This window comes from Pantoea sp. sgz302252 (assembly GCF_042610525.1).
Classification (GTDB): domain Bacteria; phylum Pseudomonadota; class Gammaproteobacteria; order Enterobacterales; family Enterobacteriaceae; genus Erwinia.
Map to the genome: position 1 here is coordinate 193,281 of NZ_JBHDVM010000004.1, position 23,976 is coordinate 217,256.

Genomic DNA, 23,976 nt, shown 5'->3' on the forward strand with positions numbered 1-23,976 from the left:
GGTGCAGCTGATCGGCAAAATGGTGCTGAACCGTAATCCTGATAACTTCTTTGCGGAAACGGAACAGGTCGCTTTCCATCCGGGCCATATCGTTCCCGGCATGGATTTCACCAACGATCCGCTGTTGCAGGGCCGTCTGTTCTCCTACACGGATACGCAGATTAGCCGCCTTGGCGGGCCTAACTTCCATGAAATCCCTATTAACCGCCCTACCTGCCCTTACCATAATTTCCAGCGTCAGGGCATGCACCGCATGGATATCGATACCAATCCGGCCAACTATGAGCCGAATTCCATCAACGATAACTGGCCGCGCGAAACGCCACCGTCGCCACATCGCGGTGGATTCGAAAGCTACCAGGAACGTATCGAAGGCCATAAAGTGCGCGAGCGCAGCCCTTCTTTCGGCGAATACTATTCGCAGCCGCGTCTGTTCTGGAACAGCCAGACACCGGTTGAGCAGCAACACATTATCGATGCTTTCTCTTTTGAGCTGAGTAAAGTCGCCCGCGCCTATATTCGTGAACGCGTAGTGGATCATCTGGTGCATATTGATGTTTCGCTGGCTAACGGCGTTGCGGAAAATCTGGGTATCGCGCTCTCTGATGAGAAAATGCACACCGCGCCACCGAAAGACGTTAACGGCCTGAAAAAAGACGCCAGCCTGAGCCTTTATGCCGTGCCAAGCGGCTCGATCAAGGGCCGCCAGGTAGCATTGCTAATCAGCGATGGCGTGCTGGCAGCGGACGTGCTGGCTATTCTGCAGGAGCTCAAGGCTCAGGGCGTGCATGGCAAGCTACTTGCGCCGCATATGGGCCAGGTACGTGCGGACGATGGTTCAAATCTGCCGATCGACGCCACTTTTAGCGGCCTTCCCTCACTGACTTTCGATGCGGTAATCGTGCCAGACGGTAATATTGACGCCCTGCTGCTGAGCGGCGATGCCCGCTACTTCCTGCTGGAAGCCTATAAGCATCTGAAAGTTATTGGCCTGAGCGGTGACGCACGCCGCTTTAAATCACAGTTCGGTCTTGGCGACAGCGAACGTGAAGAAGGCCTGATTGAAGATGACAAGGCCGAAGGCGTACTGATGAGCGAGTTCCTCGCAGCGATGGCCGCACACCGCGTCTGGTCGCGCAGCCAGAAAGCGTTAAGCGTGCCTGCTTAATTCGCCCATGTGTTCTGTTAAGGTGCAGCCAGCGATGGCTGCGCCTTTTTATTTGGCACTTTTTGGCGGGTTAGCTGCAATATATCGCAACCTGTAGCCGAAAAAACTCTGGCACCGAACTTGCTTCTTCTGATTAACCACTCGTTGTTCAGGAGAAGATCCATGAGAGTTGACACCCGCTATCGCTACCGCATTTTCGCTATGCTGTTTTTTATCGCGCTGATTAATTATATCGATCGCGGCGCGCTCTCTTTCGCGGCCAACGCCATTTCCACCGAGTTCCAGTTCAGCAAAACAGAGCTTGGCGTAGTGCTTAGCTACTTTGGCTTTGGCTATCTGTTCGGTTCGCTTTGCGGTGGCTTTCTGGCTGACCGTCTGGGAACCAAAAAAGTCTGGCTGCTGGCTGGCGTGCTCTGGTCACTGCTGGAAATTGCCACGGCCTGGGCAGGCGAGCTGGGCGTGGCACTCTTTGGCGGTTCGGCCATTATGGGCTTCGCCGTAATGCGTATTCTGTTCGGTTTTGCCGAAGGCCCGGCCTATGCATTAATGAATAAAGCTATCGCACACTGGGCGCCCGATAATGAACGCGGCATGGCGTTGGGCATCGGATTGCTCAGCACCCAGGTCGGCGCGCTGCTAACTGCACCCATTGCGGTAGGCCTGCTATTGCTGACTAATGACTGGCGAATGATGTTTATTCTGCTGGGTATTTTTTCTCTGGTCGCTATGCTGATCTTTGCACGCACATTCACCGATACGCCTGTACAGCAGCCTCGCGCCAGTCAGGCAGAGCGCGAACTCATTATGCGCGGCCAGAAACAGAGCGCTGGCGGGCCGCGCCTGCCGTGGTGGCGTTTTTTTACCAGCCGTACTCTGGTTTGCAACGCGCTTGGCTATTTTTCTTTTCTCTATGTTACCTTTACGCTGGTTACCTGGGGGCCGAAATATCTTCAGGACAGCTTTCACTACGATCTGCACTCGCTCTGGTACGTGGCGATGATCCCCTGGAGCGGCGCCTGTGTTACCGTGCTGCTGGGCGGAAAAATCGCTGACACGCTGCTGCGGCGCACCGGCAATCTGCGGCTGGCGCGCAACCTGTTTGCCGCGGCCGGCCTGCTCTGCACCGCACTTTGTTTTATGGCGATCCCCTGGATGAGTTCCGCTGCCGGAATTATCCTGTTAATGACGATGGGCAACGCGTTGAATGCTCTGGTTAACAACGTTTACTGGTCGGTAGTTATTGACGTCACGCCAAAATCCACGGTCGGTACCTACAGCGGTATGACGCTGGCGATCGCCAATCTTGCCTCTGTGATTTCGCCGATGCTGAGCGGCTGGCTGGCGCAGCACTTCGGTTATAACGCAATGTTCAGTGCTACGGCGGCAATCGCTTTCGGCAGCATGCTGGCAATGATGCTATTGCAGCCGGAGAAGAAGCTGGCTGTCGCGCCACCGGCGCCCGATCTGGCAGCCAACATGGAGGCTGAGTTAAGAATACGTTAAGCAGTGTAAGTAACCCACAATAGCCTGTGGCTGGCTCTTGCGTTTTCACTGGCCCGGAGTAATGTAAGCTGCAGTGAGAACCAGGAGAAACTGTATGAAAAAGGTGATGAGTACTCTGTTCGCCTTAACCTTATTGGCACCCACGCTGGCGTCGGCGCATCCGGGCGGCTGGGGACCAGGCCCAGGCTGGGATCGCGGTCATGGTTGGGATCGCGGACCCGGCTGGGATCGCGGGCGCGGGCCGGGAAGGCTCTCCTTTTTGCCGGAGGCGGCGGCGGCGGTAATTATCGGCGGCCTGACCTATTACGCGCTAAACGGCAACTACTATCAGCGCCAGAACGACAATACTTATGTGGTTGTTCAGCCGCCGGTTGAACGGGTTAGCGGTGCCATGCGCGCGCTCGACTATAACGGCGAGCGCTTCTATGTGCAGGATGGTTACTACTATCGCCGCGATATCGACGGGCGCTATCTGGAAGTGCCCAGGCCGCCAGGATTGTAATCACTACTACAATAAGGGCCGATTTTACGATCGGCCCCCTTTCCCATTAATGTATTTACCGATTTTAGTAAGATAATCCATTATAAGATCTTCGCCTGACTATTTTCATTACAATAGCTTACTTCCCTGCCTGCTCATCGCTGGCCCGCGTAAAGCAGGAACGCTCAGGCAATTTATATTTTACTGGTGCAAAAATGAGTGGTACGATTATTAAGCTTCATTAACCTTAAGGACAGAGGTGCTAAAGATGAGCGGCAGGAAAGATATAATAGATGGACAATATGCTTCAACTTCCAAAGATGGGCTGATTTATACAGAAGTATTAGGTTGGATAGATTTAGGGCACGCCCGAGGAGAAGATATAAAAAAGATCCTCGATAAAATGCAGGAGGGAGAGTTATCCGGGAAAAATTACTATGATGTAACCTACTCTCAGGGAATGAACGCTCCTTATAAACTTGTACGTTCCGGAAAGTTCATAACCTGGCGTATTAAACATGGACGCCCTTTATGGGAGAGAAAAAGCATAGCATTAGCAATGATGATGACCATGGCCAAAAAATTTGAGGCATTCCAGGGCGCCTTTCCAAATAGTTTCGTTACCGATAGCGGGTTTAGCGCTGAAGATTTAGTTTCTGATTTGTTGGGTTTTTACCGGGTGGTATCAACGCCCAACCCCTTCCCTTTATTAAAGCCCGTTTCAAAGGCGAAAGCGCTGCGAAGGTGGGATCGCTATGGCCGTATAGGTAGCTATAAGGTTTATGATTTTGCGCCGCTCTTATTTCCAGATCCTGACAAATATCCCTGCGCAAGACCACGAAAAGGTTTTCTGCCCTCTTTTATGAAGGAAATCGTCCCCTATAACGACTTTCTTTCCGGAAATGTTATATTACCAGCCAATGAAAAAACCTTTATTATTATAGGCACTGATAACGGCAGGATGGGATTATGAGAAAACGGCTGCTCACGTTTATTATTACCTCAGTGGTTTTAGCGGCATTCATCGTTTATGCCTTACCTTATGTTAAAATGGAGTTTGCGAGCAGCGCCACTTATACTGAAAGTGATAAAAGAGAATATAATTATTACACTCCGGAATTGCTTAAAAAAATGCCCAAAATATCGCAAAAGTATTATTTTCGCTATAGTAATATCAGCGGACCACAGGCATTCGTCTATAGCATTATATTTGAGGAGACTACTGATACTACTTCCATCAGGGATTATCTACTGGCAAAAGGTTATGAGTTGCAAGAGACATGTAATGTAGAAGCAGAGTGCTGGAAGGCGGCTTATTCTAATGACATTGTTACGGTTGGAAAAATAACCGATCTTGATGTTGTTCTGGTACAGATTTGCGTAGATAACTATTAAGAAAATTCTAAAATTCTTCTTTTTAGTTAATTTGGAAAATAGCCCCCGTTTGCTTTATTTTAATGCGCGCGATCGCTTAGGTTATCAAAGAGGCTTCCGGCTTTTGCTTTATTTAACACTCCACAATCATGATATTTTCAGGAGTTAAAAATCAGCCAGGACGGGCAAAAAACACCCAGTCCAGAAACACTTTAATTCACTCAATAGATACACCAAATCAATAAAAGGAGTTCAGGATGAGTTTTAATATCTATTTAAGTTTAACGGGAAAACAACAGGGTTTGATCTCTGCTGGTTGTAACACAATAAATTCAGTAGGTAATAAATTCCAAAAAGGGCACACTGATGAGATACAAGTTATTTCACTAAACCATAGATTATCCCGCGCAGAACATTGTAACCATCACCCGATAGATTTCGTAAAGCCTGTTGATAAATCTTCGCCTTTACTCGGATTAGCTATCTCAGAAAATGAAATGCTTACCGCTATTTTTGAGATTTACTGGCTAAACCCGAATGGTTTATTAGAAATTTTTTACAAGGTAAAACTAACGGAAGCCAGCATAGTGAACATAGATGCCATCTATCCCCATGTCATCGACAGTATTGAAACAATGCCCTATGAACAGGTTTGCCTGAAATATAAATCAATCACCTGGGAACATAAAATTGCAGGCACCTCTGCTTATAGTATTTGGGACGATCGGGTTTATTAAATCATTTTAATAGCTGTTAATTTCAATATCCCCCCGTCAAGGCAATATCTTCTCATGCGTGGAGCCATATCAAAGCAAAGTCCCGGCTTTGGGCCGGGACTGCGGTTAAACCTCTAAAAAAGGTTTATAACTGCTAAGGTTTACTGACCAGCCTGCGGGTCAGTATCATATTCTTTGCAGCTCTGGAAACCGTAGTTCATTACGCGGCCAGTATCGTTGTAGCTAACAAAGTAGGTCTGCTGTTTGCCGTCACGCTCGCCCAGCACATAGGTCTGGCAAGTACCGCGCGCGTGCACCATAGTGATCTCAGTTGAAGCTGGCCCGGCGATATCGCGAACCTGCTGACGGGTCATGCCTTTTTTCACATCCTGCACTACTGGTTTGGTCACGTAGCTTTCCGCGCGGTCATAGGCCGTACAGCCGGATAAAACAGCCAGCGCCACCGCCGCTCCGATAAATCCTGTTACCTTCTTCATGTTTTTTATTCCTCATTTATTGTCCATGTCGGTTTAAGCCTGGAACATAAATGCTGAGTTATCAACTTTATGGCTGAAAAAAGGCGGGATATAACTCTTACGCCAGCCTGGCAAAGCGGCTTATAATGCCGGCTTCGAGAATGAACGTTCGCTCTCATAGGGCGAGCCCCCTGCTGCATAAGGTCACCAGTATGAGCACAGCCAGCGAAGCCCGCGATGCCCGCCATCGGCAGCGTCAGGATGAGATCATCGCTGCCGGCCGCCGCTGCTTTCGCCAGTCCGGTTTTCATGCGGCCAGCATGGCGCAGCTAGCCAGCGAGGCGCAGCTTAGCGTCGGCCAGATTTACCGCTATTTCGTTAATAAAGACGCGATTATTGAAGAGATGGTCAAACGTATTATCGATACCCGCTTACAACATATTAAAGAAACCGCCACCGTTGAGCTACCGCGCCTGCTTGCCTGGCGTTACGCGCTTGATGAAGATGATGAAGCGCTGATGAAAGAGGTGGCGGCAGAAGCTACGCGTAATCCGGTCGTGGCCCGCATGATGGCGGAGGCGGACAGCCGCATGTTTACCCAGGCCTGCCAGAACGTAAAGCGCGACCATCCCGAAATGAGCGATGAGCAGACCCATGCCTGTGTCGAGGTCATGGCCGTGCTGTCGGAAGGCACCGCCTGGCGTCGCCAGATGCCGCAAAAAGCGTCGTCGGAACATCTTTATCCGCTTTACCAACAAATCAACGCACTACTTTTTAAAACAGAGGATTCATGACACCTGCACACCCCAACCGTTTTGGCTACGCCATTACGCTCGGCCTGCTGGCGGCGCTCGGCCCGCTTTGCATCGATCTTTACCTGCCCGCGCTGCCTGCTCTCGCCAGCGATTTGGCTGCCCCAACCGCGACCGCCCAGCTTAGCCTTACCGCTGGTTTAATCGGCCTTGGCGCAGGCCAGCTGATTTTTGGGCCAATGAGCGATAAATATGGTCGTATCAAGCCGCTGCTGCTCTCGCTGGCGCTGCTGTTGATAGCTTCCGTAGGCTGCGCGATGGCGCAAACTATTCATCAGCTGCTGCTGGCACGTCTGTTTGAAGGGCTTTCCGGCGCGGGCGGCGCGGTACTCTCACGCGCTATCGCCAGAGATATGTACAGCGGCCACGATCTTACACGCTTTTTCGCCTTGCTGATGCTGGTCAATGGACTGGCTCCGGTTGCCGCGCCGGTAATGGGCGGCGCGTTAATGGCGCTGCTTAGCTGGCGTGGCCTTTTTATGGTGATTGCCGCTATTGCGCTGCTGCTGTTTATCCTGGCACGCGTCAAGCTGCGTGAGACTCTAACGCTGGAGCGCCGCAGCCAGGGCAGTTTGTTTTCCGCCTGGGCCGCGCTGGGCCAGGTTATTACGCATCGTCCATTTATGGGTTTCTGTTTAACCCAGGGTTTTATGATGTCCGGCATGTTCGCCTATATCGGCGCCTCGCCTTTCGTCCTGCAGCAGCTCTATGGTCTTTCACCGCAGGCGTTCAGCTTCTGCTTCGCCGCTAACGGCGTGGGTCTGATTATCGCTTCGCAGACCAGCGCGCGCCTCAGCCCGCTTTGGGGCGAATATCGCGTGGTTAAAGGTGCGCTGGCACTGGCTTTTGTTTCTTCCGCCAGCCTGCTGATCGCCGGACTGAGCGGCGCAGCGCTGCCTTTTGTGCTGGTCGCCCTTTTCTTTAGCGTGGCAAGCAACGGTGCAGTTGGCGTTGCCGCCGCCTCACTGGCGATGCAGAGTCAGGGGCATCGCGCGGGCAGCGCCTCTGCTGTATTGGGCGTAGTGATGTTTACCCTGGGCGGCATCGCCGTGCCGGTAACGGGCATTGGCGGCACCTCGGTGCTGACCATGACCGCCACCATTTTCGGCTGCTATATGCTGGCGATCGCCATGTTCGTTTTCCTTGCGCAAAAACCGAAAAAGCCTGATTAATCAGCAAAAGGCGTGTAAACAGCAAGTCGCAACCTTGTTGTTTCACGCCTGGCGCGTTAGTTTTAACAGAGCGATGCTCGCGTCCCAACACTTAATCTGAGGAGAGGTAAATGGCTCTGCAACAGGAAATTATCGAAGCGCTGGGGGTAAAACCTACCGTTGATGCCCAGCAGGAAATCCGCACCAGCGTCGACTTTCTGAAAGCCTACCTGAAGGCCCATCCGTTTCTGAAATCGCTGGTATTGGGCATCAGCGGCGGTCAGGACTCGACCCTGGCCGGCAAGCTAAGCCAGCTCGCCATCAGCGAGCTGCGCGAAGAGACCGGTAACAAAGAGTACCAGTTTATCGCCGTGCGCCTGCCCTATGGCAATCAGGCAGATGAGCAGGATTGCCAGGACGCGCTGAAATTTATCAAGGCCGATCGCGTTCTGACAGTGAATATCAAGGAAGCGGTGCTCGCCAGCGAAAAAGCGCTACAGGAAGCGGGCATTAAACTTTCTGATTTCGTACGCGGCAATGAAAAAGCGCGTGAAAGGATGAAGGCGCAGTACAGTATTGCCGGGATGACTTCCGGCGTGGTAGTAGGCACGGATCACGCGGCGGAAGCGGTAACCGGCTTCTTTACCAAGTATGGCGATGGCGGCACCGATATTAATCCGCTGTTCCGTTTGAACAAAGGCCAGGGCAAACAGTTACTGAAAGCGCTGGGCTGCCCGGAACATCTTTATCTCAAGCACCCTACTGCCGACCTGGAAGATGACCGTCCTGGCCTGCAGGATGAAGTGGCGTTGGGCGTGACCTACGAGATGATCGACCAGTATCTGGAAGGCAAAACCATTGATGACAGCGCGGCGAAAATTATCGAAGGCTGGTATCTGAAAACCGAGCACAAGCGCCGTCCGCCGATCACCGTATTTGATGATTTCTGGAAAAAATAACCGTTCTTTTCACGCCGGGCGGCGCTCAGCCGCCCGTACAGTTAGCCTTTTGCTACTTTTTCCGCGCTATCAGACTCTTTTTTATCCAGCAAACGCCTGATACACTGTATAAGCAAACAGTAAGCGGAGTGCAATGTGGTCAGACGTACAGCCAGCCATCGCCTGTCATTTGAACCGGCGGCTATTTATCAGTATCCCGAACATCTGCGGCCTTCGCTGGAAGGCCTGCCTTCCTTGCCTGGCGTCTATACTTTCCATGGCGACAGCGAGTCCCTGCCGCTCTATATAGGCAAAAGCATCAACCTGCGCAGCCGGGTCATGTCGCATTTTCGTACCCCGGACGAGGCGAAAATGCTGCGTCAGTCGCGCTATGTCAGCTATATCACCACAGCTGGCGAACTGGGCGCGCTGCTGCTGGAGGCGCAGATGATCAAGGTGCAGCAGCCGCTGTTTAACAAGCGCCTGCGCAAAAACCGGCAGCTCTGTTCGCTGCTGATAAGCGAGATGAAACCCAGCGTGGTTTACGCCAAAGAGGTGGATTTTTCACATACCTCAAACCTGTTCGGTCTCTACTCAAGCCGCCGCTCGGCGCTGGAAACGCTACAAAAAATCGCGGACGATCAGCGCCTGTGCCTCGGCCTGCTGGGGCTGGAAAATGTCAGTAAAGGCCGCGCCTGCTTTCGCGCCAGCCTGGGCCGCTGCGCGGGCGCCTGCTGCGGCAAAGAGCCGCCAGAAGCCCATCATGAGAGGCTGTTGGCCGCGCTGGAGCGCGTGCGCGTGCAGTGCTGGCCGTGGGAAAGCGCGGTCGGCGTAGTAGAGAAAGGGCCGGAAAAGACGCAGATCCACGTTATCAATAACTGGTTTTACCTGGGATCGGTGGACGATATCAGCGAAGCAGGCAAGCTGACCTCTACGCCGCAGGGCTTCGACAGCGATGGCTACAAAATTCTCTGCAAGCCAATTCTTAGCGGCAAGTTCCCCATCATTCCGCTTCAGACGACGTAAAAAAACCGCCGAGGCTGGCCACCACTCCGGGTGATGAACAACATCGGCGGTTTCGGTTAAACATAAGCCGGGCGACCTGCGCCGCCCGGTTGTTGGCTTTTTATTCAGCGGCTGGCGGCTGCTCGCCGTGATGGCGCGGCTTCTCAGTCAGACGCTTCTCGAAGTTCGCGTTGAACTCTTTTTTCTGCTCTGGGGTCAGCACGTTATACATTTTGTTCTGCGTTTCCAGCATGGAGAGCGCGCGCGCTTTGCCGTTGGCAGACATTTTCTCCGCCTGGGCTTCGGCTTTCGCCTTGTCGAAGCTGTCGGCAGCAATGATGCTGTGCAGTTCACGACGCTCTTCCAGAGAAGGACGCGGATGATCTTTATGCGCCTCTTTCATAATGTTGCGCATCTGCTCTTTCTGCGCATCGGTCAGCTTCAAACCTTTAAACATGTCGTGCGGCCCGCCGTGGCGAGGCGGCTTGTGCATCATTGGCTTATCTGCGCCAGCCGGCGGCGGCGTGATGTTGTCTGCGGCAGCGTGGACAATATTCGCCGCGCCCATTGCCAGTGTCATAGCTACTACCAGAGAAGTTAATTTACGCATTCTATTTTCCTTACTTTGCATTTCTGTGACGACAGCGTTGTCGTGATGTCGGAAATCAGTTTATTGCGCTGAACGTCAAGTACTCAGAGCCAGGGTAAAGCCCTGAAAGCATAAAAGATAAAAAAGCGGCAATCATGGAGAGAATGCGAAGATTAGGGTGAGGAATTGCAAAAGGATATGACGATAGTGCGTTTAATGCAGGAATTGTGGAGGAGTGTAATACAGTCGACAGGAACGAGAAAGGAAAAAGTAAGGCTAAAAGACGAAACCCTGAGCCGAAGCTGGCGCTTCTCACGATGAGCAAGCGCCGGCAATTTCCTGTTATGTCCGATCGCTGCCGCTGGTTTCTTTATGGGCGTTATCTTCCACCAGCATCAACCCGGCGCGCTGCCCTTTTGCCACATTGGGGTTTGGGAACAGCACATATTCTCTGGCCTGCTGCACGTAACAGCGTTTACTGCCATCCTCAGCCAGCAGTGTCCCCTGGGGAAAAGCGGTAAAATTCAGCGTCTCTGCGCTCATATGCAGCACGAAAGCCTCGGTAAAGCGCGTAATCTGCTGTGATACCCGATAGCGCAACGGCTTTTTATCAACAGGTGGCAAAGGCTCGCCGCTAAGCACGGCAGCCAGCGCGGCGCGCGCGGCGCTAAACTGCGTCAGATCGTTCTGGCCAAAGGGCAGCGCTTTGCCTAATTCCAGCGTGCAGCTTGCAGCGCTAAAATGCTGCGAACTGTAATGCGTAAAGGTGCCGCCGGGCGCGCGGTGAAAAACCAGCGCCTCCAGGCCAGCCGCGCTCAGCCAATGTAAAAAATCGTCCGGCCACGGGGTTTCACGCAGCGGCAATACACCAAAACGAGTATGCCAGGAATCGCGGATAGCGGTATGCAGATCTAAATGCCAGCGGTTCTCTTCCGAACAGCCAGCCTGCCAGAAGGTTTCCAGCGCCTGCTCCAGACGCCAGGCACGCTGCGCTTCCGGATGGTCGTCGTACTGCTGCCAGCGGCCGCCAAACAGACGGTTAAGATCGCAATGCACATAGCGTTTGCCACAGGCAATCGCCTGAGGGTTGCCGAAAATAATCAGCGCGCGCGTCTTAAGTGGCCGTGAACCAGCCAGTAATTCGCTAACCAGTTGGTTAAGCATTTCGATGGGAGCGGTTTCGTTGCCGTGGATACCGGCGGAGATCACCAGCGCCTGTGAGCAAGGCTGATGCGGTGTCAGCTCCAGTATACCTTCATCCAGCCACTGCCAGCTTAGCTGGTCGTTGTGGCCGGTAGCGCGTGCAGGCGGCTTGGCGCTTAACGTCTGCTGTAGAAAATCCTGCATGGGTTCTCCTTATTATAATTTTCCCTGCGACTGTCAGCGCACGCTAAAGGCGCGCCCTGCTCCTCCCTGATCAGTATTAAAATAATAGATACCTTCTAAGTCTAGCAGCTTAGTCAACTCGTCCAGCGCTTCGGCATCTCTTCCGTGAGCAACAACATAATTTAAGTCAGCCGATAATATTTATCCGGCACCGCCGCCGCAGGAAGCTCGCGCTGATTATTCATCTCCAGCAGGTTGATTTCGATATTGGTACACATCGCATCCATCGGCAGATGGTTATTGGCGTAGCCAAAAGGCATCTCCAGCTCTTCCGCCAGCGTATCCAGTGAAAGAAAGCTATAGGCAATAAACACAGAGACCAGCGGCGTCATGTAATGCAGATCCGGCACCAGCGCGAAAGGCAGCAGCGTACAAAAAAGATAAACGGTGCGGTGCAGCAGCAGGCCGTAGGCAAAAGGCACCGGCACGCTGGCCAGCCGCTCGCAGCCGCCCAGCACCAGCGAGAGCTGATGGATACTGTTGTCGAGCTGGGCGTAAACGATATCAGAGATATCGCCGCTGCGGCGCTTATCGGCCAGCCACTGGGAAATTCTCAGCGCTATCATATTGGTGCGCGCACGCCTTTTCAGAATATCTTCGGCCTCGTCGCCCAGAAAGCGGACTAAATCTTCCCGCGCCTCGGTGCGCCTTAGCTGATGCTTAAGGCTATAGCAGAAGGCCATCAGCAGCGAAGCGATACGTGGCGCGTCGGTTGGCGAGATAGCCAGCACCTGGCGCTGGATATCACGGCAGTTAATCAACAGGCTGCCCCATAGCTGCCGCGCCTCGGAGAAACGGGCATAGCAAACGCTATTGCGAAAACCGAGGAATATCGCGATGGAAACCCCCAGCAGGCTGAAAGGTGCCAGCGTTAGCCTGATGCCGAGGGTTTCATACCAGTTCAGGCAAATAATGGCGATTATCGACATCAGCAGGTTCAGACCCAGCCTGAACAAAATGCCCGGCAGCACCGAGCCGTGCCAGGAAAAAAGACGGATAAACCAGTGACGATGGGGACGAACGATCATAGTAAGCCAGCCGTAATTTCGTTAAAAAAGCGGCGCATCCCTGCCGTTTATTCTGCTGCCCGCTCTGGAACAGTCAGGGCGTCATCAGGTTAAATTGATCCGCATTGGGATCCTGTAGCGTCACAGGCGGCGACAGCTTTAGCGTAATCCAGTTGGAGGTTACGCGCTGCTGCCTGCTGTCCTCTATCGTGACCGAAAGATGGTATTCATTGCTCGCCTCGGGCGAACTGTCCCACGCCGGAATAATAATACTCCAGCCGTTGGGGTTAGTATTATCCGCAGACGGCGTCAGGCTTAGCGCCTGGGTATCGCCCTGCCAGCTAATGGCCTTGAGCGGGTTAGCCTGGCGGATTTGCAGCTTCAGCGGCAGCGTTTCGCCCGGCTGTACCTGCCACGGCGGCGTCGCCAGGAATACCGACAGCGTTTTACGCTGGCGAAACTCCATTACCGGAAGATTGCTGCGCGTGACGGCATCGTAGCGGCTACCGCTCAGCGAGCGCGCTGCCGCCACGTTATCCGCTGAAAGCTGTTTGCTCAGCGCCACGCCGATTTGATAGTTCAGCTTCAGGCCCAGCTGATCCTGGGTTTCGCCGCTGTCCGCCGTTTTATGCGAGGCGGTCAGCGTAAACAGCGGCACCGGCGTGTAGCTGACGCCCACTTTGATTGCAGAAGGGTTGCTGCTAAGCGTACCGCTGTTGAACAGATCGACATTGTTACCCAAATAGTGTTCATAGCTAAGGGAAACGCCGAGCTGCTGATAAAAAGGAAGATAGCCCTGAGTAGTGATGTCGTAACCGCGTGCCATACGCATCTGCTGGGTTGCCGAACGCTGCCGCCAGCCGGAAAGCGGCTGATAGTAGTTGGCGGAAAACCGCAAAAAATGGCTCCAGGCCTCCGCGCCCAGCGAGCCGCGCTGCTGGTTGCCGGTAAACAGCTCGTCGACAAAGGCGTTATAGCCCAGCCGCCAGTCCCCCGCCAGCCAGCGCTGCCCCAGTCCGGCGTTGCCGACCAGGCCATCGTCGGTTTGCTGCACGCCCAGCTGGCTGAAGGTCAGATACTGATACTTATCCTGCCACGGCGTAATCAGCTGTGCGGAAGATCCGTCAAAGTTGCCGTTGCTGTCTACCAGCAGCGATAAATTGGCCTGGCCATACGGCGATAGCAGCTGCTGGCCCTGGTTTTCAATGCGCTGCGCCGCCTCGTCGCGAAAGTGGTTAAAAGCCCAGGCGCCCGCCTCGCTGCCCAGCGATTTGTCGTCGTCGCTGCTCATGCTGGCCTCGCCGATGCTTTTCATCGCCTGCGCGATACGCTTTTGCAGCGCTTCGTCCGATCCGCCGCTACTGCTACCAAGATCGGGAAGCTGGCTGGTAAAACGAGCGGGATCGGCGAAAGGCGCGTCGGCGACGCGGGTATCGGTAGTCAGCGCCTGAGTCGCGGGAGATAGCGCCAGCAGCGCTGCCGGTACGGTTTTCCCGGCGGAAAAAAGCAAAGCGGTTATCTTTTTCATGCGGTAACGAATCGGCAAACCTTATCTGAGTATGGGATGTAGATCACAAAATCAGCCAAAGGTTAGCTTAACATTTTTGTTTTGCCAGCGGCACCCGTTATGCAAGTAGCTGGCAGAGCGATGTTTTATCAGCCAGGCTTTGCCCAGGCCTATTAATCAGGAAACCGCTAATGAAAAAATCTTTGCTTGCCGCGGCACTATTGCTGAGCGCCGTCAGCGCCTCTGCCGCGCCGATTTTTACTCTTAGTTCGCCCGATTTTAACGACAACGACGTGATGGCGAAAAAGTTCGCCGGCTCGGCTAAAGGCAACGCCAGCTGTACAGGCGAGAACGTATCGCCCGCGCTGAGCTGGAATAATCCACCGGAAGGCACCAAAAGCTTTGCGCTGGTGGTGACCGATCCGGTCGGCGCTAAGGGGCTGGGCGTCGATCACCTGGTGGCTTATAACATTCCTTTCCAGCGCACCAGCTTCGCCCAGGGCGAGCTGACCGACGGCAAAGGCTACACGGGCGGGAAAAACTCGCCGGGCACGCTGCATTACCACGGCCCCTGCCCGCCGGTCGGCAGCGGCCAGCACCACTACAACTTTACGCTGATCGCCACCGATCTACCGGCTAACGGACTGGAGCAGGGTTTAACGCGTGAAGCGCTGTTTGCCCGGCTGAAAGGCCATGCGCTGGGCGCGGCTGGCCTGGTGGGACGTTTCGGCAACGATTAAGACATAATCAGTCCGCCGTCGACGTTGATGGTCTGTCCGGTGATATAGCGCGCGTCATCGGACGCCAGGAAAGCCACCAGCCCGGCCACGTCCTGCGGCTGTCCGGCACGCTTTAAGGGAATGCCCTGCACCCACTCCGCCATCAGCTCGCCCTTGCCATATTTTTTCTGTGCGTTGCTTAAGATTTCGCCCCAGACGCGATCGTTATAGTCCCACATTTCGCTTTCGATAATGCCGGGACAAAAAGCGTTGACGGTGATGTTAAAAGGCGCCAGCTCGTGCGCCAGGCTTTGGGTAATGCCGATTACTCCCATCTTGCTGGCTGCATAATGTGGCGTATAGATAAAACCCTGACGGCCCTGCCCGGATGAGGTGTTGATCAAACTGCCGCAACGCTGCTTCACCATCTGCTTTGCCGCTTCGCGGCAGCAGAGCCAGACGCCGGTGGTATTGACCGCCAGCACCTTTTCGAAATCCGCCTTCGGCATCTTATCGAAATGTCCAATAGTGATAACGCCCGCGTTTTGAATGGAAACATCTACGCGGCCAAAGCGCTCTACGGCCTGCTGATAGAGACTGATAACCTGCTGTTCATCGGTAACGTCCACCTGAAGCGGCAGGATTTCGCTGCCGTATGTTTCGCTCAGGCGGTCGGCCGTTGCAAATACCCTTTCCGCATTCGATACCATCACCAGCCTTGCGCCGTCCCGCGCGAAACGTTCTGCGATACCTTCGCCGATGCCACGGCAAGCGCCGGTGATAACAATAGTTTTGTCCTGAAAATTACGCTGCATTTTATGCTCCCTGAAGTAGGGTTACGTCCGGCTGCCAGAGCGTGCGCTGTACCGCATCGCGCCAGTTATGCCAGGCCTGTTGAAGAACCGCATGCCGCGCCTCATTGGGCAGCCAGCGATCGTGTTCTGGCAGCAGCGGCAACAGTTGCTGGTCGCTTAGCTGCCCCAGCGCCTTGCGCGCCAGCAGGCCTGCGCCCAGCGCGGAAAGTTCTGCCGTACAGCTACGGGCTACCGGGCAGCCCAGCAGATCGGCCTGAAACTGCATCAGCCAGGCGTTGCGCGTCGGGCCGCCGTCCACCATCAGCGTATCCAGATGAAAAGCGCTGTGCTGGCGCATGGCGGCAATGACATCGGCTATCTGATAGGCTATCGCCTCCAGCGAGGCGCGAATAAGATGGGCGGAGGTTACGCCCCGGCTCAGGCCGCAGATCACACCGCGAGCCTGCTCGTTCCACCAGGGCGCGCCGGTGCCAGTCAGCGCCGGAACGAAACAAACGCCGAGCGTAGAGTCGATACTGGCAGGCAGCTCGCTGAGCGCATGGCTTAACACCTCGCCCTTGCCGTCGACCAGCCCGGTGGCCTGTGCCATCCAGGCCACGCCGTCGCCGGTATGCGGAATATTGCCTTCCAGTGCATAAACCAGCCGTTTGCCGTCGTGCCAGGCGATAGTGGTCGCCAGTTCAGTAATGCCGGTGTCCGGTGTCGGTAACGGCGCCATTACTGATGACCCCGTTCCGTAGGTCGCTTTAACGCTGCCCGGCGCACCCAAACCGTGACCGTAAAGCGCCGCGTGCGAATCACCGATCATCGCCATAATCGGCAGGCCATCCGGAATACCGCTAAGGCCAAGCGTGGTGCCGAACAGTCCGCTGGATGGACGAATCACTGGCAGCGCCGCGCGGGGAATGCCGAACAGCGCCAGCATGGTTTCGTCCCAGTCGCCAGTTTGCAGATTCAGCAGTTGAGTACGTGCGGCGTTAGAAGTGTCGCAGCTGAACTGTTTGCCGCCGGTAAGCTGCCACAGCAGCCAGGCATCAATGGTGCCAAGACAAAGTTCGCCGCTGGCAGCGCGCTGGTTGCCATCCGGCATACTGTCCAGCAGCCAGCGCATTTTCGAGGCGGAAAACAGCGGCGCCACCGGCAGCCCGGTAATTTGCCGGATCAGCTCCTCCTGGCGATCGTGGCGCAGCTGTTCGCAAAAAGCCGCCGAACGGGTGCATTGCCAGGTAAGCGCCGGGGCGAGCGGCCTGCCGCTCTGCCGCTCCCAGCCCATCACCGTTTCGCGCTGGTTGCTGATGGCCAGCGCCGCGACGCGATTTTCGCCGAGCTGCTGGATGGTTTCGCGGATTACCGTCAGGGAGGTATTCAGCAGCAGCATGCCATCCTGTTCCACCCAGCCCGGCTGCGGCGTCTCGACAAACAGCGGACGCGAAGTCTGGCAGACTATGTCTCCTCGAGCATCGATAGCCACTGCCTTAACGTTGCTGGTGCCTTCGTCCAGCGCAATAACCAATTCTCTAGCCATGACTCACCTCAGAAAGCGGCGCGGCCGTCAGCTTTTTTTCATGGCGGCGCATCAGTACCACCTTGCTTTGCAGACGCTGCTGGAACTGGTCAATCACCACGGCGGTAACGATCACCAGCCCTTTGATCACCATTTGCCAGAAATCGCTGACGCCCATCATCACCATGCCATCGGCCAGGAAAACAATCACGAAAGCGCCGATAATCGAACCGGAAACGCGACCGCGACCGCCAGCCAGCGCGGTGCCACCCAGCACCGTCGCGCCGATGGCGTCCATTTCAAACATATTGCCGGTCATCGGATGGGCAGTTTGCAGCTGCGAGGCGACCACAAGCCCAACCAGCGCCGCGCAGAGGCCGGAAAAGGCATAGACGAAAATTTTTACTTTAGAAACCGGTACACCCGCCAGCCGTGCCGCCGACTCGTTGCCGCCGCTGGCGTAGATATAGCGGCCGAGCGGCGTTTTGCGCGTGATATAGAGACCGAGTAGCAGAAAGCCGAGCATCAGCCAGATCGGCAGATAGATCCCAAGAAAGGTGCCGGATCCCAGCAGCGCAAAGCCGGTGTTGCCAAGCTGAGGCATGCCCGTCAAATTCGCGTAGGTGCTGCCGTCGTTGAACAGCAGCGCCGCGCCGCGCGCCACATACATCATGCCCAGCGTGCAGATAAAAGGCGCGACGCCGAGCCGTGTAATCACTGCGCCGTTAATCAGGCCGATGATCACGCCTGCCACGGCGACCACCAGCAGCACTTCCGGCACGTTCAGGAACAGCCGCTGGCCGTCCCAAAGCGGCACGCCGCTGGTCAGCAGCGCGCCTGCAATCATGCCGCAAATCCCGGCCACCGCGCCTACGGATAAATCTATGCCGCCGGTCAGGATCACCAGCGTCATGCCAATAGCCAGCAGGCCGGTGATCGCCACATGCTGGGTCATAATCAGCAGGTTCGACGGCGTGAAAAAGTTCGGCACCATAGCACTGAAGAAGCCCACGACTAACAGCAGCGCAATAAAGGTGCGCGCTTTCAGCAGATACATGTAAAGCAGGTATTTATGATTCACTCTTTTATCCTCGGCGTTAGTCGTGGGGCGTAGAGGCGGCGATCAGTTTTTCTCGCGTTGCCGCCGTACGGGATAAATCCGCGGTAATTTTGCCGTCGGCCATTACCAGGATGCGATCGGCCAGCGCCATGACCTCATCCAGTTCTGACGAGGAAAACATCACCGCCAGGCCCTGTTGCGCCAGCGCTCCGACCAGATGATAAACGTCGCTTTTAGCGCCTACATCGATGCCGCGCGTTGGCTCGTCCAGCAGCACCACCTGTGGCCCGGTCATTAGCGCCTTGCCCAGCACCACTTTTTGCTGGTTGCCGCCGCTGAGGGAAGTCACCGGCAGCTCCGCATCGCTGACTTTGATTGCCAGCCGCTGGATCATGCCGCTGACGCGCGAATTTTCCTCCGCAGGCCGCAGTGGTTTCAGCGCCTGCCTGAAGCCGCGCAGGCTGAGATCGCTGAGCGTCATATTGGTTTTAATCGACATCATCTCGATCACTCCTTCGCCTTTACGATCTTCCGGCACCAGCGCCAGCCCTTTTTTCAGCCGCTGCTGAAAGCTGCGCTTCGCCAGGTTTTCGCCGTTCAGCGTCACGCTGCCGCTCTGGCACGGCATCAGGCCGATTACTCCTTTAAACAGCTCGGTGCGCCCGGCGCCCAACAAACCATAGATGCCAATGACCTCGCTTTTACGCAGCGAAAAAGTAACGTTATTCAGGCTGTAGCCGCCGTTCTGCGCCAGCGCAGTCAGGCCGCTGACTTCCAGCACCGTTTCGCCCGGCTCCGCCGCCCGATAGTCAAACTGTTTCTTTTTGTCGCCCACCATTTGCGCGATGATCCAGGGTACGCTGGCGTCCCGCACTTCCCGCTCGCTGATAAAGCGGCCGTCGCGGAAGATAGTGATGTGGTCGCCGATCTCCATCAGCTCCTCCAGCCGGTGCGAGATATAGATAATGGTGACGCCGCGCCGCTTCAGTGCCGCAATGACTTCGAACAGCACTTTTACCTCTGACTGGCTGAGCGCCGAGGTCGGCTCATCCATAATCAGCACGCGGGTATCTTTGGAGAGCGCGCGGGCAATCTCCACTAATTGCTGATGCCCGATACCCAGCTCACCGAGCGAAGCGTAAGGATCAACATCCAGCCCCAGCCGCTCCAGCAGCGCCTTCGCCAGCTGATACTGATACTTTTCGTTGATGCGCCCGCGCTGGAAAAACTCGTTGCCAATAAAGATGTTGTCCATCACGTTCATATTGGGAAACAGGTTCAGCTCCTGAAAAATAATGCTGATGCCCAATTTTTCCGCCTGCTGGGTGGAACCGAGCATGACCGGCTCGCCGTCCAGCAGGATTTGCCCGGACGATGGCGTCTCTACGCCTGCCAGCATTTTCATCATGGTGGACTTGCCCGCGCCGTTTTCGCCAATCAGTACATTGACCCGGTTGCGCCAGACGCGATAGTTCACCTGATCCAGCGCGGTCACGCCGGGATAAAGGCGCGAAAGGTTGCGCGTTTCAATAATCGCTTCCGGCAGGGCTTCAGCATTCATCATAGTGCGCTCCTTATTGGCGGCTAACGCGCGCGGGCGTAATCGGCGGCAGGCTTTGCGGCACGTCCCAGCTGCTAAAAACGCCCTCCACCTGAATCTCATCGCCAGGCTTTGGCTGAAGCTTTTTCACTTCGGCAGCGGCCAGTTGGTTAATAGCTTTGCCATAGTCGCCAAACAGCACCTGGTCGTTGAAATCCTGATAGCTGGCGCCCTTGTAGCCGTCACGCAGCGCGGTGCCGCGGATAACCGGGCCGGTTTGCACGGTAAAGATGTCGCCGTTACGATCTTTTAGGGTCATCTTGCCGCTGCGCGAAGCGCTATCCACTGTCTGCACCGCGCCATTTATACGCACCGCGAACACGCAGGGGTTTTCCGGCTGGCTGCGATAGCCGAACTGCTGGCAGGCGCTGTCGAAATCTTTCGCGGCGGCGAGGCTGGCCATCAGCTCGGCTGGCGGCCTGGCGTCATGCGCAATCTGCGGTACAATTTTCTGCTGCCAGCTGGTGCCGACGTTCGCCAGCTGAGGATTAGGCGGGTTTTTTAAATCGGCCAGCTCCTGCGGCGAAACGATGCGGCAACCGGCCAGCGCTAACGTCGCCACAGCCAGTAAGAAAAGCCTGGACATAGGTTTCTCCTTGCTTCCTTAACGGAAGACGGCGGTTCAGGGTTGGTAGTTAAAGTCCTGCACCTTCGCCGCGTTGTCCGGACCGATCAGGATGCCGCGAAACATCACGCGCTGTTTGTCCGGCTTAGTGCCGTGCTGGATATAGCTGTCGAGATCGGTAACGCCCTGCGCCGCAATCGCCTGCGCCTGTAGCATAACGGTGGCTTTCAGCGTGCCCGCTTTCACCGCGTCGCGCTCGTCGTTGCTGCCGTCGATGCCGACCACGATCACATCGTCGCGCCCGGCGGCTTTCAGCGCCGCAATCGCGCCCAGCGCCACCGGACCGTTGCCGCAGATCACCCCTTTCACGTCCGGATGCGCCTGTAAAATACTGTCCATAATGCGTTTGCCGTCGATTAGCGTGCCTTTGGCATCCTGCTTCGCCACGCTTTGCATATCGGGATACTGGTCAATAACCTGATGGAAGGATTTGGAACGGGTAACGCAATTGTTATCCGCAAGATTGCAGGTCAGCTCGGCGTATTTACCTTTTTCGCCCATTTTCTCCACGAAAACATTGGCAACGTCCGAACCGGCCTGAAAGTTGTTATGGGTGATTTGCCGCAGCGCCACGTTATCCACCGGGATTTCGCGGTTAATCAGTACTACCGGAATATTCGCCTCTTTGGCTTTGGTTATGGCGGCAACGCTGGCGGTGGAATCGGCGTTATCCAGAATAATTCCCTGCACCTTTTTACCGATAGCCGCATCGATCAGTTCGTTCTGTTTTTTTACGTCTTCGCCATGCGACAGCACCGAGGTTTTATAGCCCAGCGCCTTCGCCTTAGCGTCGGCGCCTTTCGCCTCCGAAGCGTAGTAAGGGTTATCCAGCGAGTTGACCAGGATCATAATGGTGCCTTTTTCCGCCGCTATGCTTGCCTGGCTGCACAAAGCGGTCACTGTCGCTAACAGAGTTAATCGCATCTTCATAGGTCATTGCCTTATCGTTATTTGTAGGGTACTCGGGCGGTCGGCTACCAGATCGTGAAGCCGCCGTCGATCATCAGGTCGGCGCCGGTGATCATGTCGCTGCCGTTGCCGGCAAAGAACAGCACCGCCGCCGCAATCTCATCGGTGTAGGCAAAGCGTCCCAGCGGAATCAGTTTTTTCATTGCCTCGCCTTTTTCGCCGCGCCAGGCTTTTTCGCCCATCGGCGTCAGCACTACCGTCGGCGATAGCGTATTAACGTTGATTTGGTGCGGGGCAAACTCTTTCGCCATCACCTTGGTCATGCCCAGTAGCCCTGCTTTGGCCGAGGTATAGGCCACATGGTTATCGATGGCGATGGAGGCGGCCTGCGAGGCAATATTGATGATTTTTCCGCCCTTGCCCGCCTTGATCATCTGCCTGGCCGCCGCCTGTGAGCAGAGGAAAGGCCCGGTCAGGTTGACCGCCAGCTGTTGCTGCCACTCGCTGAACTCTGTTTCCAGCGCTGGTTGCAGCATTACGTAACCTGCGCAATTCACCAGAATGTCGATTTGCCCGTAGTGCGCGACCACTTCGGCGAAAGCTTCCTCAACGGAAAGCGGATCGGCGACGTCGCACTCGACGAACTGCACCTTATCGGCAGCGAACTGCCCGGCTGCGTCGCTGACTTTGCTCTGCTCAAAAGCAGGATAAAGCAGCGCCAGCCGGGCACCCTTCGCCAGCAGCATCTCGTTGCTGGCCATAGCGATGCCGCCCAGGCCGCCGGTGACGACCGCGACTTTGCCGCTCAGATCCGTATTGATATCTACGCCGTAGCGCAAACTGACATCGTACTCGCTCATTAGTAGCTCCTTACGCGGCCACGGTTTGCTGCAAAGCGGCCAGCAACCCCTGCGCGTCGATATTGAACTGGCGGCGCAGCGCGCTCCGGCTACTGCTGTGGGTAAAGGCGTAAGCGGGAATGCCCAGCGGAATAAAATGCTGGCGCAGCGCATGTTTGTGCATCAGTTCGCTGATAATGCTGCTTAGTCCGCCGCTCAATATGTGTTCTTCCATAGTGATTACCTGGCGATGGCGAGCGATTAGCGCTACCACGGCGGCCTCATCCAGTGGCCACAGCGACGGCAGCGACACTATAGTTACGCCCTGCTCTTCCGCCGCCAGCGCCTCGTGGGCCAATGTGCCAAGGCAAAACACTATGGTTTCCGCGCCCTGTTGCAGAACTTCCGGTTTGCCCGGCACGAAGCGGTAGTCGTCGTCATGTAGCAGCGGCAGCTTGTCACTGTCCATACGGATATAGACCGGGCCGCAGTGATAAATGGCATGACGGGTTATCGCGCTGGCCTGCACGGCGTCCGCAGGCGCAAAGATTTGCAGATTGCCGAAGGTGCGCGCGATAGCGATATCGTTAGTGCAGTGATGCGTGGCACCAAGCGGGCCATACGCAAAGCCGGCATTCAGGCCCAGCATTTTGACGTTGGTATCGGTATAGCAAACGTCATTTTTTACCTGCTCGTTAGCGCGGGCGAACAGAAAAGGCGCGGCGTTGGCGGTAAACACCGTGCTGCCGCTCAGTGAAATGCCTGCCGCCATTCCCACCATATTCTGCTCGGCGATGCCGACGTTAATGACCCGCTGCGGAAAGGCTTTTTCAAACGGGGCGATTTTTGACGTGGAGGTGGAATCCGCCACCATCACGCTGAGATTTGCGCCTTTTTGCTGCTCTTCCAGCAGCGTGGCGATCACGGCGTCGCGTAGATCCTGCATTATCTTTCCTCCAGTTCCGCCAGCCCCTGGGCCAGCTGTTCGTCGTTGGGCACGGCATGGTGCCAGGCAGGCACGTTAGCCATAAAGGAGATGCCGTGGCCTTTTTCCGTGTTGGCTAAAATCACCCTGGGCTTGCCACAGGCGGGCTGGTTGACCGCACCTGCGATGGCCTGCGGATCGTGGCCGTCGCACTCCAGCACTTCAAAGCCGAAGGCCCGCCATTTATCCGCCAGCGGCTCCAGCGGCATGATCTCTTCGGTTTTACCCGCCAGCTGTAGGCGGTTGCGATCGACGATGGCGATCAGGTTGTCCAGCCCGAACTTGCTGGCGGACATAGCGGCCTCCCAGTTAGAGCCTTCCGCCAGCTCGCCGTCGCCCAGCAGCACGAAAACGCGCCGGTGCGCCAGTCCCGCCAGCCGGTTGCCCAGTGCCAGGCCTGCGCCGATCGGCAAACCGTGCCCCAGGCCGCCGGAGTTGATCTCCACCAGCTCCGGCAGCTTCTGGCGGATTGGATGGCCAGCCAGCAGCGTATCGTCGCCCATGAACTGCTCTAACACTTCCGGCTGAATCAATCCCATCGCCGCCGCGCTACAGTAAAGTCCGCCCGCGCCATGGCCTTTCGAGAGAATAAAGCGATCCCGATCCGGCTCTGCCGCCGTGCGATCCATCACGCCCATAAACAGCGTGCAGATAATATCTACCTCGGAAAGATCGGCGCCCGTATGGCCTTTTCCGGCCCGATGATTCATTTGCAGCACGTAACGCCGGGCCTGACGCGCTGTTTGCTTGATTGCCTGAAAATCCATCATTACCTCAGCTCAGGGTCGCGCCCCGTCTCGCCGCCAA

At 55.7% G+C, this 23,976-nt stretch carries 25 protein-coding genes; 11 read left to right on the plus strand and 14 right to left on the minus strand.

What is annotated here, in order from left to right; genetic code table 11:
* The 6 genes from ACETPC_RS09270 to ACETPC_RS09295 all read left to right on the plus strand — a co-directional run.
* Positions 1–1,168, plus strand: a 1,168-nt coding sequence (locus tag ACETPC_RS09270) for a catalase (protein WP_380180640.1), incomplete at its 5' end; no start/stop codon positions are given.
* A 162-nt stretch (positions 1,169–1,330) separates the two neighbouring features.
* Positions 1,331–2,671, plus strand: a complete 1,341-nt coding sequence (locus tag ACETPC_RS09275; RefSeq protein WP_380180642.1) for an MFS transporter — start codon at positions 1,331–1,333, stop codon at positions 2,669–2,671.
* Between the two features lie 94 nt (positions 2,672–2,765).
* Positions 2,766–3,173 (plus strand): DUF6515 family protein, encoded by a 408-nt coding sequence (locus ACETPC_RS09280; RefSeq protein WP_380180644.1) that lies wholly within the window; start codon positions 2,766–2,768, stop codon positions 3,171–3,173.
* Positions 3,174–3,420: 247 nt separating this feature from the next.
* A complete protein-coding gene (locus ACETPC_RS09285; RefSeq protein WP_380180646.1) occupies positions 3,421–4,125 on the plus strand; it encodes a hypothetical protein in 705 nt (234 codons plus the stop codon).
* The gene (locus ACETPC_RS09290; RefSeq protein WP_380180648.1) at positions 4,122–4,547 is read left to right on the plus strand and encodes a hypothetical protein; all 426 of its coding nucleotides are present in this window, start codon (positions 4,122–4,124) and stop codon (positions 4,545–4,547) included. The genes ACETPC_RS09285 and ACETPC_RS09290 overlap by 4 nt, the downstream gene beginning before the upstream one ends.
* 236 nt (positions 4,548–4,783) lie before the next feature.
* The gene (locus ACETPC_RS09295; protein ID WP_380180650.1) at positions 4,784–5,263 is read left to right on the plus strand and encodes an Hcp family type VI secretion system effector; all 480 of its coding nucleotides are present in this window, start codon (positions 4,784–4,786) and stop codon (positions 5,261–5,263) included.
* A 140-nt stretch (positions 5,264–5,403) separates the two neighbouring features.
* On the opposite strand, the gene osmE is transcribed toward ACETPC_RS09295, so the two are convergent.
* The gene (osmE, locus tag ACETPC_RS09300; protein ID WP_380180652.1) at positions 5,404–5,739 is read right to left on the minus strand and encodes an osmotically-inducible lipoprotein OsmE; all 336 of its coding nucleotides are present in this window, start codon (positions 5,737–5,739) and stop codon (positions 5,404–5,406) included.
* A gap of 191 nt (positions 5,740–5,930) precedes the next feature.
* Between osmE and ACETPC_RS09305 the strand changes: the two genes are divergently transcribed.
* The 4 genes from ACETPC_RS09305 (at position 5,931) to cho (ending at position 9,645) form a co-directional block, all read left to right on the plus strand.
* Positions 5,931–6,512 (plus strand): TetR/AcrR family transcriptional regulator, encoded by a 582-nt coding sequence (locus ACETPC_RS09305; protein ID WP_380180654.1) that lies wholly within the window; start codon positions 5,931–5,933, stop codon positions 6,510–6,512.
* Positions 6,509–7,702: a multidrug effflux MFS transporter gene (locus tag ACETPC_RS09310; RefSeq protein WP_380180656.1), complete on the plus strand. Its 1,194-nt coding sequence runs from the start codon at positions 6,509–6,511 to the stop codon at positions 7,700–7,702. The genes ACETPC_RS09305 and ACETPC_RS09310 overlap by 4 nt, the downstream gene beginning before the upstream one ends.
* A gap of 110 nt (positions 7,703–7,812) precedes the next feature.
* The gene (gene nadE, locus ACETPC_RS09315; protein WP_380180659.1) at positions 7,813–8,640 is read left to right on the plus strand and encodes an ammonia-dependent NAD(+) synthetase; all 828 of its coding nucleotides are present in this window, start codon (positions 7,813–7,815) and stop codon (positions 8,638–8,640) included.
* Between the two features lie 135 nt (positions 8,641–8,775).
* Positions 8,776–9,645, plus strand: a complete 870-nt coding sequence (cho, locus tag ACETPC_RS09320) for an excinuclease Cho (protein WP_380180661.1) — start codon at positions 8,776–8,778, stop codon at positions 9,643–9,645.
* Positions 9,646–9,745: 100 nt separating this feature from the next.
* Here cho and spy read toward each other — a convergent pair whose 3' ends face one another.
* The 4 genes from spy to ACETPC_RS09340 form a co-directional block, all read right to left on the minus strand.
* On the minus strand, positions 9,746–10,234 hold the full coding sequence (gene spy, locus ACETPC_RS09325) for an ATP-independent periplasmic protein-refolding chaperone Spy (protein WP_380180663.1): 489 nt from the start codon (positions 10,232–10,234) through the stop codon (positions 9,746–9,748).
* A 321-nt stretch (positions 10,235–10,555) separates the two neighbouring features.
* The gene (astE, locus tag ACETPC_RS09330) at positions 10,556–11,560 is read right to left on the minus strand and encodes a succinylglutamate desuccinylase (RefSeq protein ID WP_380180665.1); all 1,005 of its coding nucleotides are present in this window, start codon (positions 11,558–11,560) and stop codon (positions 10,556–10,558) included.
* A gap of 161 nt (positions 11,561–11,721) precedes the next feature.
* Complete coding sequence (locus tag ACETPC_RS09335) at positions 11,722–12,627, minus strand: bestrophin family protein (protein WP_380180667.1); 906 nt, start codon at positions 12,625–12,627, stop codon at positions 11,722–11,724.
* Positions 12,628–12,700: 73 nt separating this feature from the next.
* Positions 12,701–14,134: a YchO/YchP family invasin gene (locus ACETPC_RS09340; RefSeq protein WP_380180669.1), complete on the minus strand. Its 1,434-nt coding sequence runs from the start codon at positions 14,132–14,134 to the stop codon at positions 12,701–12,703.
* Positions 14,135–14,304: 170 nt separating this feature from the next.
* On the opposite strand from ACETPC_RS09340, the gene ACETPC_RS09345 reads away from it, so the two are divergent.
* A complete protein-coding gene (locus tag ACETPC_RS09345) occupies positions 14,305–14,853 on the plus strand; it encodes a YbhB/YbcL family Raf kinase inhibitor-like protein (protein ID WP_380180670.1) in 549 nt (182 codons plus the stop codon).
* On the opposite strand, the gene ACETPC_RS09350 is transcribed toward ACETPC_RS09345, so the two are convergent.
* Genes ACETPC_RS09350 through ACETPC_RS09390 form a run of 9 tightly spaced genes read right to left on the minus strand, consistent with a single transcriptional unit; the run spans position 14,850 to position 23,936 of the window.
* Entirely contained in the window at positions 14,850–15,647 is a 798-nt protein-coding gene (locus tag ACETPC_RS09350) for an SDR family oxidoreductase (RefSeq protein ID WP_380180672.1), read from the minus strand. The genes ACETPC_RS09345 and ACETPC_RS09350 overlap by 4 nt on opposite strands.
* Before the next feature lies 1 nt (position 15,648).
* Positions 15,649–17,172, minus strand: a complete 1,524-nt coding sequence (locus tag ACETPC_RS09355) for an FGGY family carbohydrate kinase (RefSeq protein WP_380180674.1) — start codon at positions 17,170–17,172, stop codon at positions 15,649–15,651.
* Positions 17,165–18,232: an ABC transporter permease gene (locus ACETPC_RS09360; protein ID WP_380180676.1), complete on the minus strand. Its 1,068-nt coding sequence runs from the start codon at positions 18,230–18,232 to the stop codon at positions 17,165–17,167. The genes ACETPC_RS09355 and ACETPC_RS09360 overlap by 8 nt, the downstream gene beginning before the upstream one ends.
* 16 nt (positions 18,233–18,248) lie before the next feature.
* A complete protein-coding gene (locus tag ACETPC_RS09365; protein WP_380180678.1) occupies positions 18,249–19,775 on the minus strand; it encodes a sugar ABC transporter ATP-binding protein in 1,527 nt (508 codons plus the stop codon).
* 10 nt (positions 19,776–19,785) lie between these two features.
* Positions 19,786–20,397, minus strand: a complete 612-nt coding sequence (locus tag ACETPC_RS09370) for a DUF2291 family protein (protein ID WP_380180680.1) — start codon at positions 20,395–20,397, stop codon at positions 19,786–19,788.
* Between the two features lie 36 nt (positions 20,398–20,433).
* Positions 20,434–21,366 carry a D-ribose ABC transporter substrate-binding protein gene (locus ACETPC_RS09375; protein WP_380180682.1) on the minus strand — a complete coding sequence of 311 codons (933 nt, stop codon included), beginning with the start codon at positions 21,364–21,366 and terminating at the stop codon, positions 20,434–20,436.
* A gap of 44 nt (positions 21,367–21,410) precedes the next feature.
* The gene (locus tag ACETPC_RS09380; RefSeq protein ID WP_380180684.1) at positions 21,411–22,205 is read right to left on the minus strand and encodes a GolD/DthD family dehydrogenase; all 795 of its coding nucleotides are present in this window, start codon (positions 22,203–22,205) and stop codon (positions 21,411–21,413) included.
* A gap of 10 nt (positions 22,206–22,215) precedes the next feature.
* Positions 22,216–23,130 (minus strand): transketolase family protein, encoded by a 915-nt coding sequence (locus ACETPC_RS09385; RefSeq protein ID WP_380180686.1) that lies wholly within the window; start codon positions 23,128–23,130, stop codon positions 22,216–22,218.
* Entirely contained in the window at positions 23,130–23,936 is an 807-nt protein-coding gene (locus ACETPC_RS09390) for a transketolase (protein ID WP_380181059.1), read from the minus strand. The genes ACETPC_RS09385 and ACETPC_RS09390 overlap by 1 nt, the downstream gene beginning before the upstream one ends.
* Between the last annotated feature and the right edge of the window lie 40 nt (positions 23,937–23,976).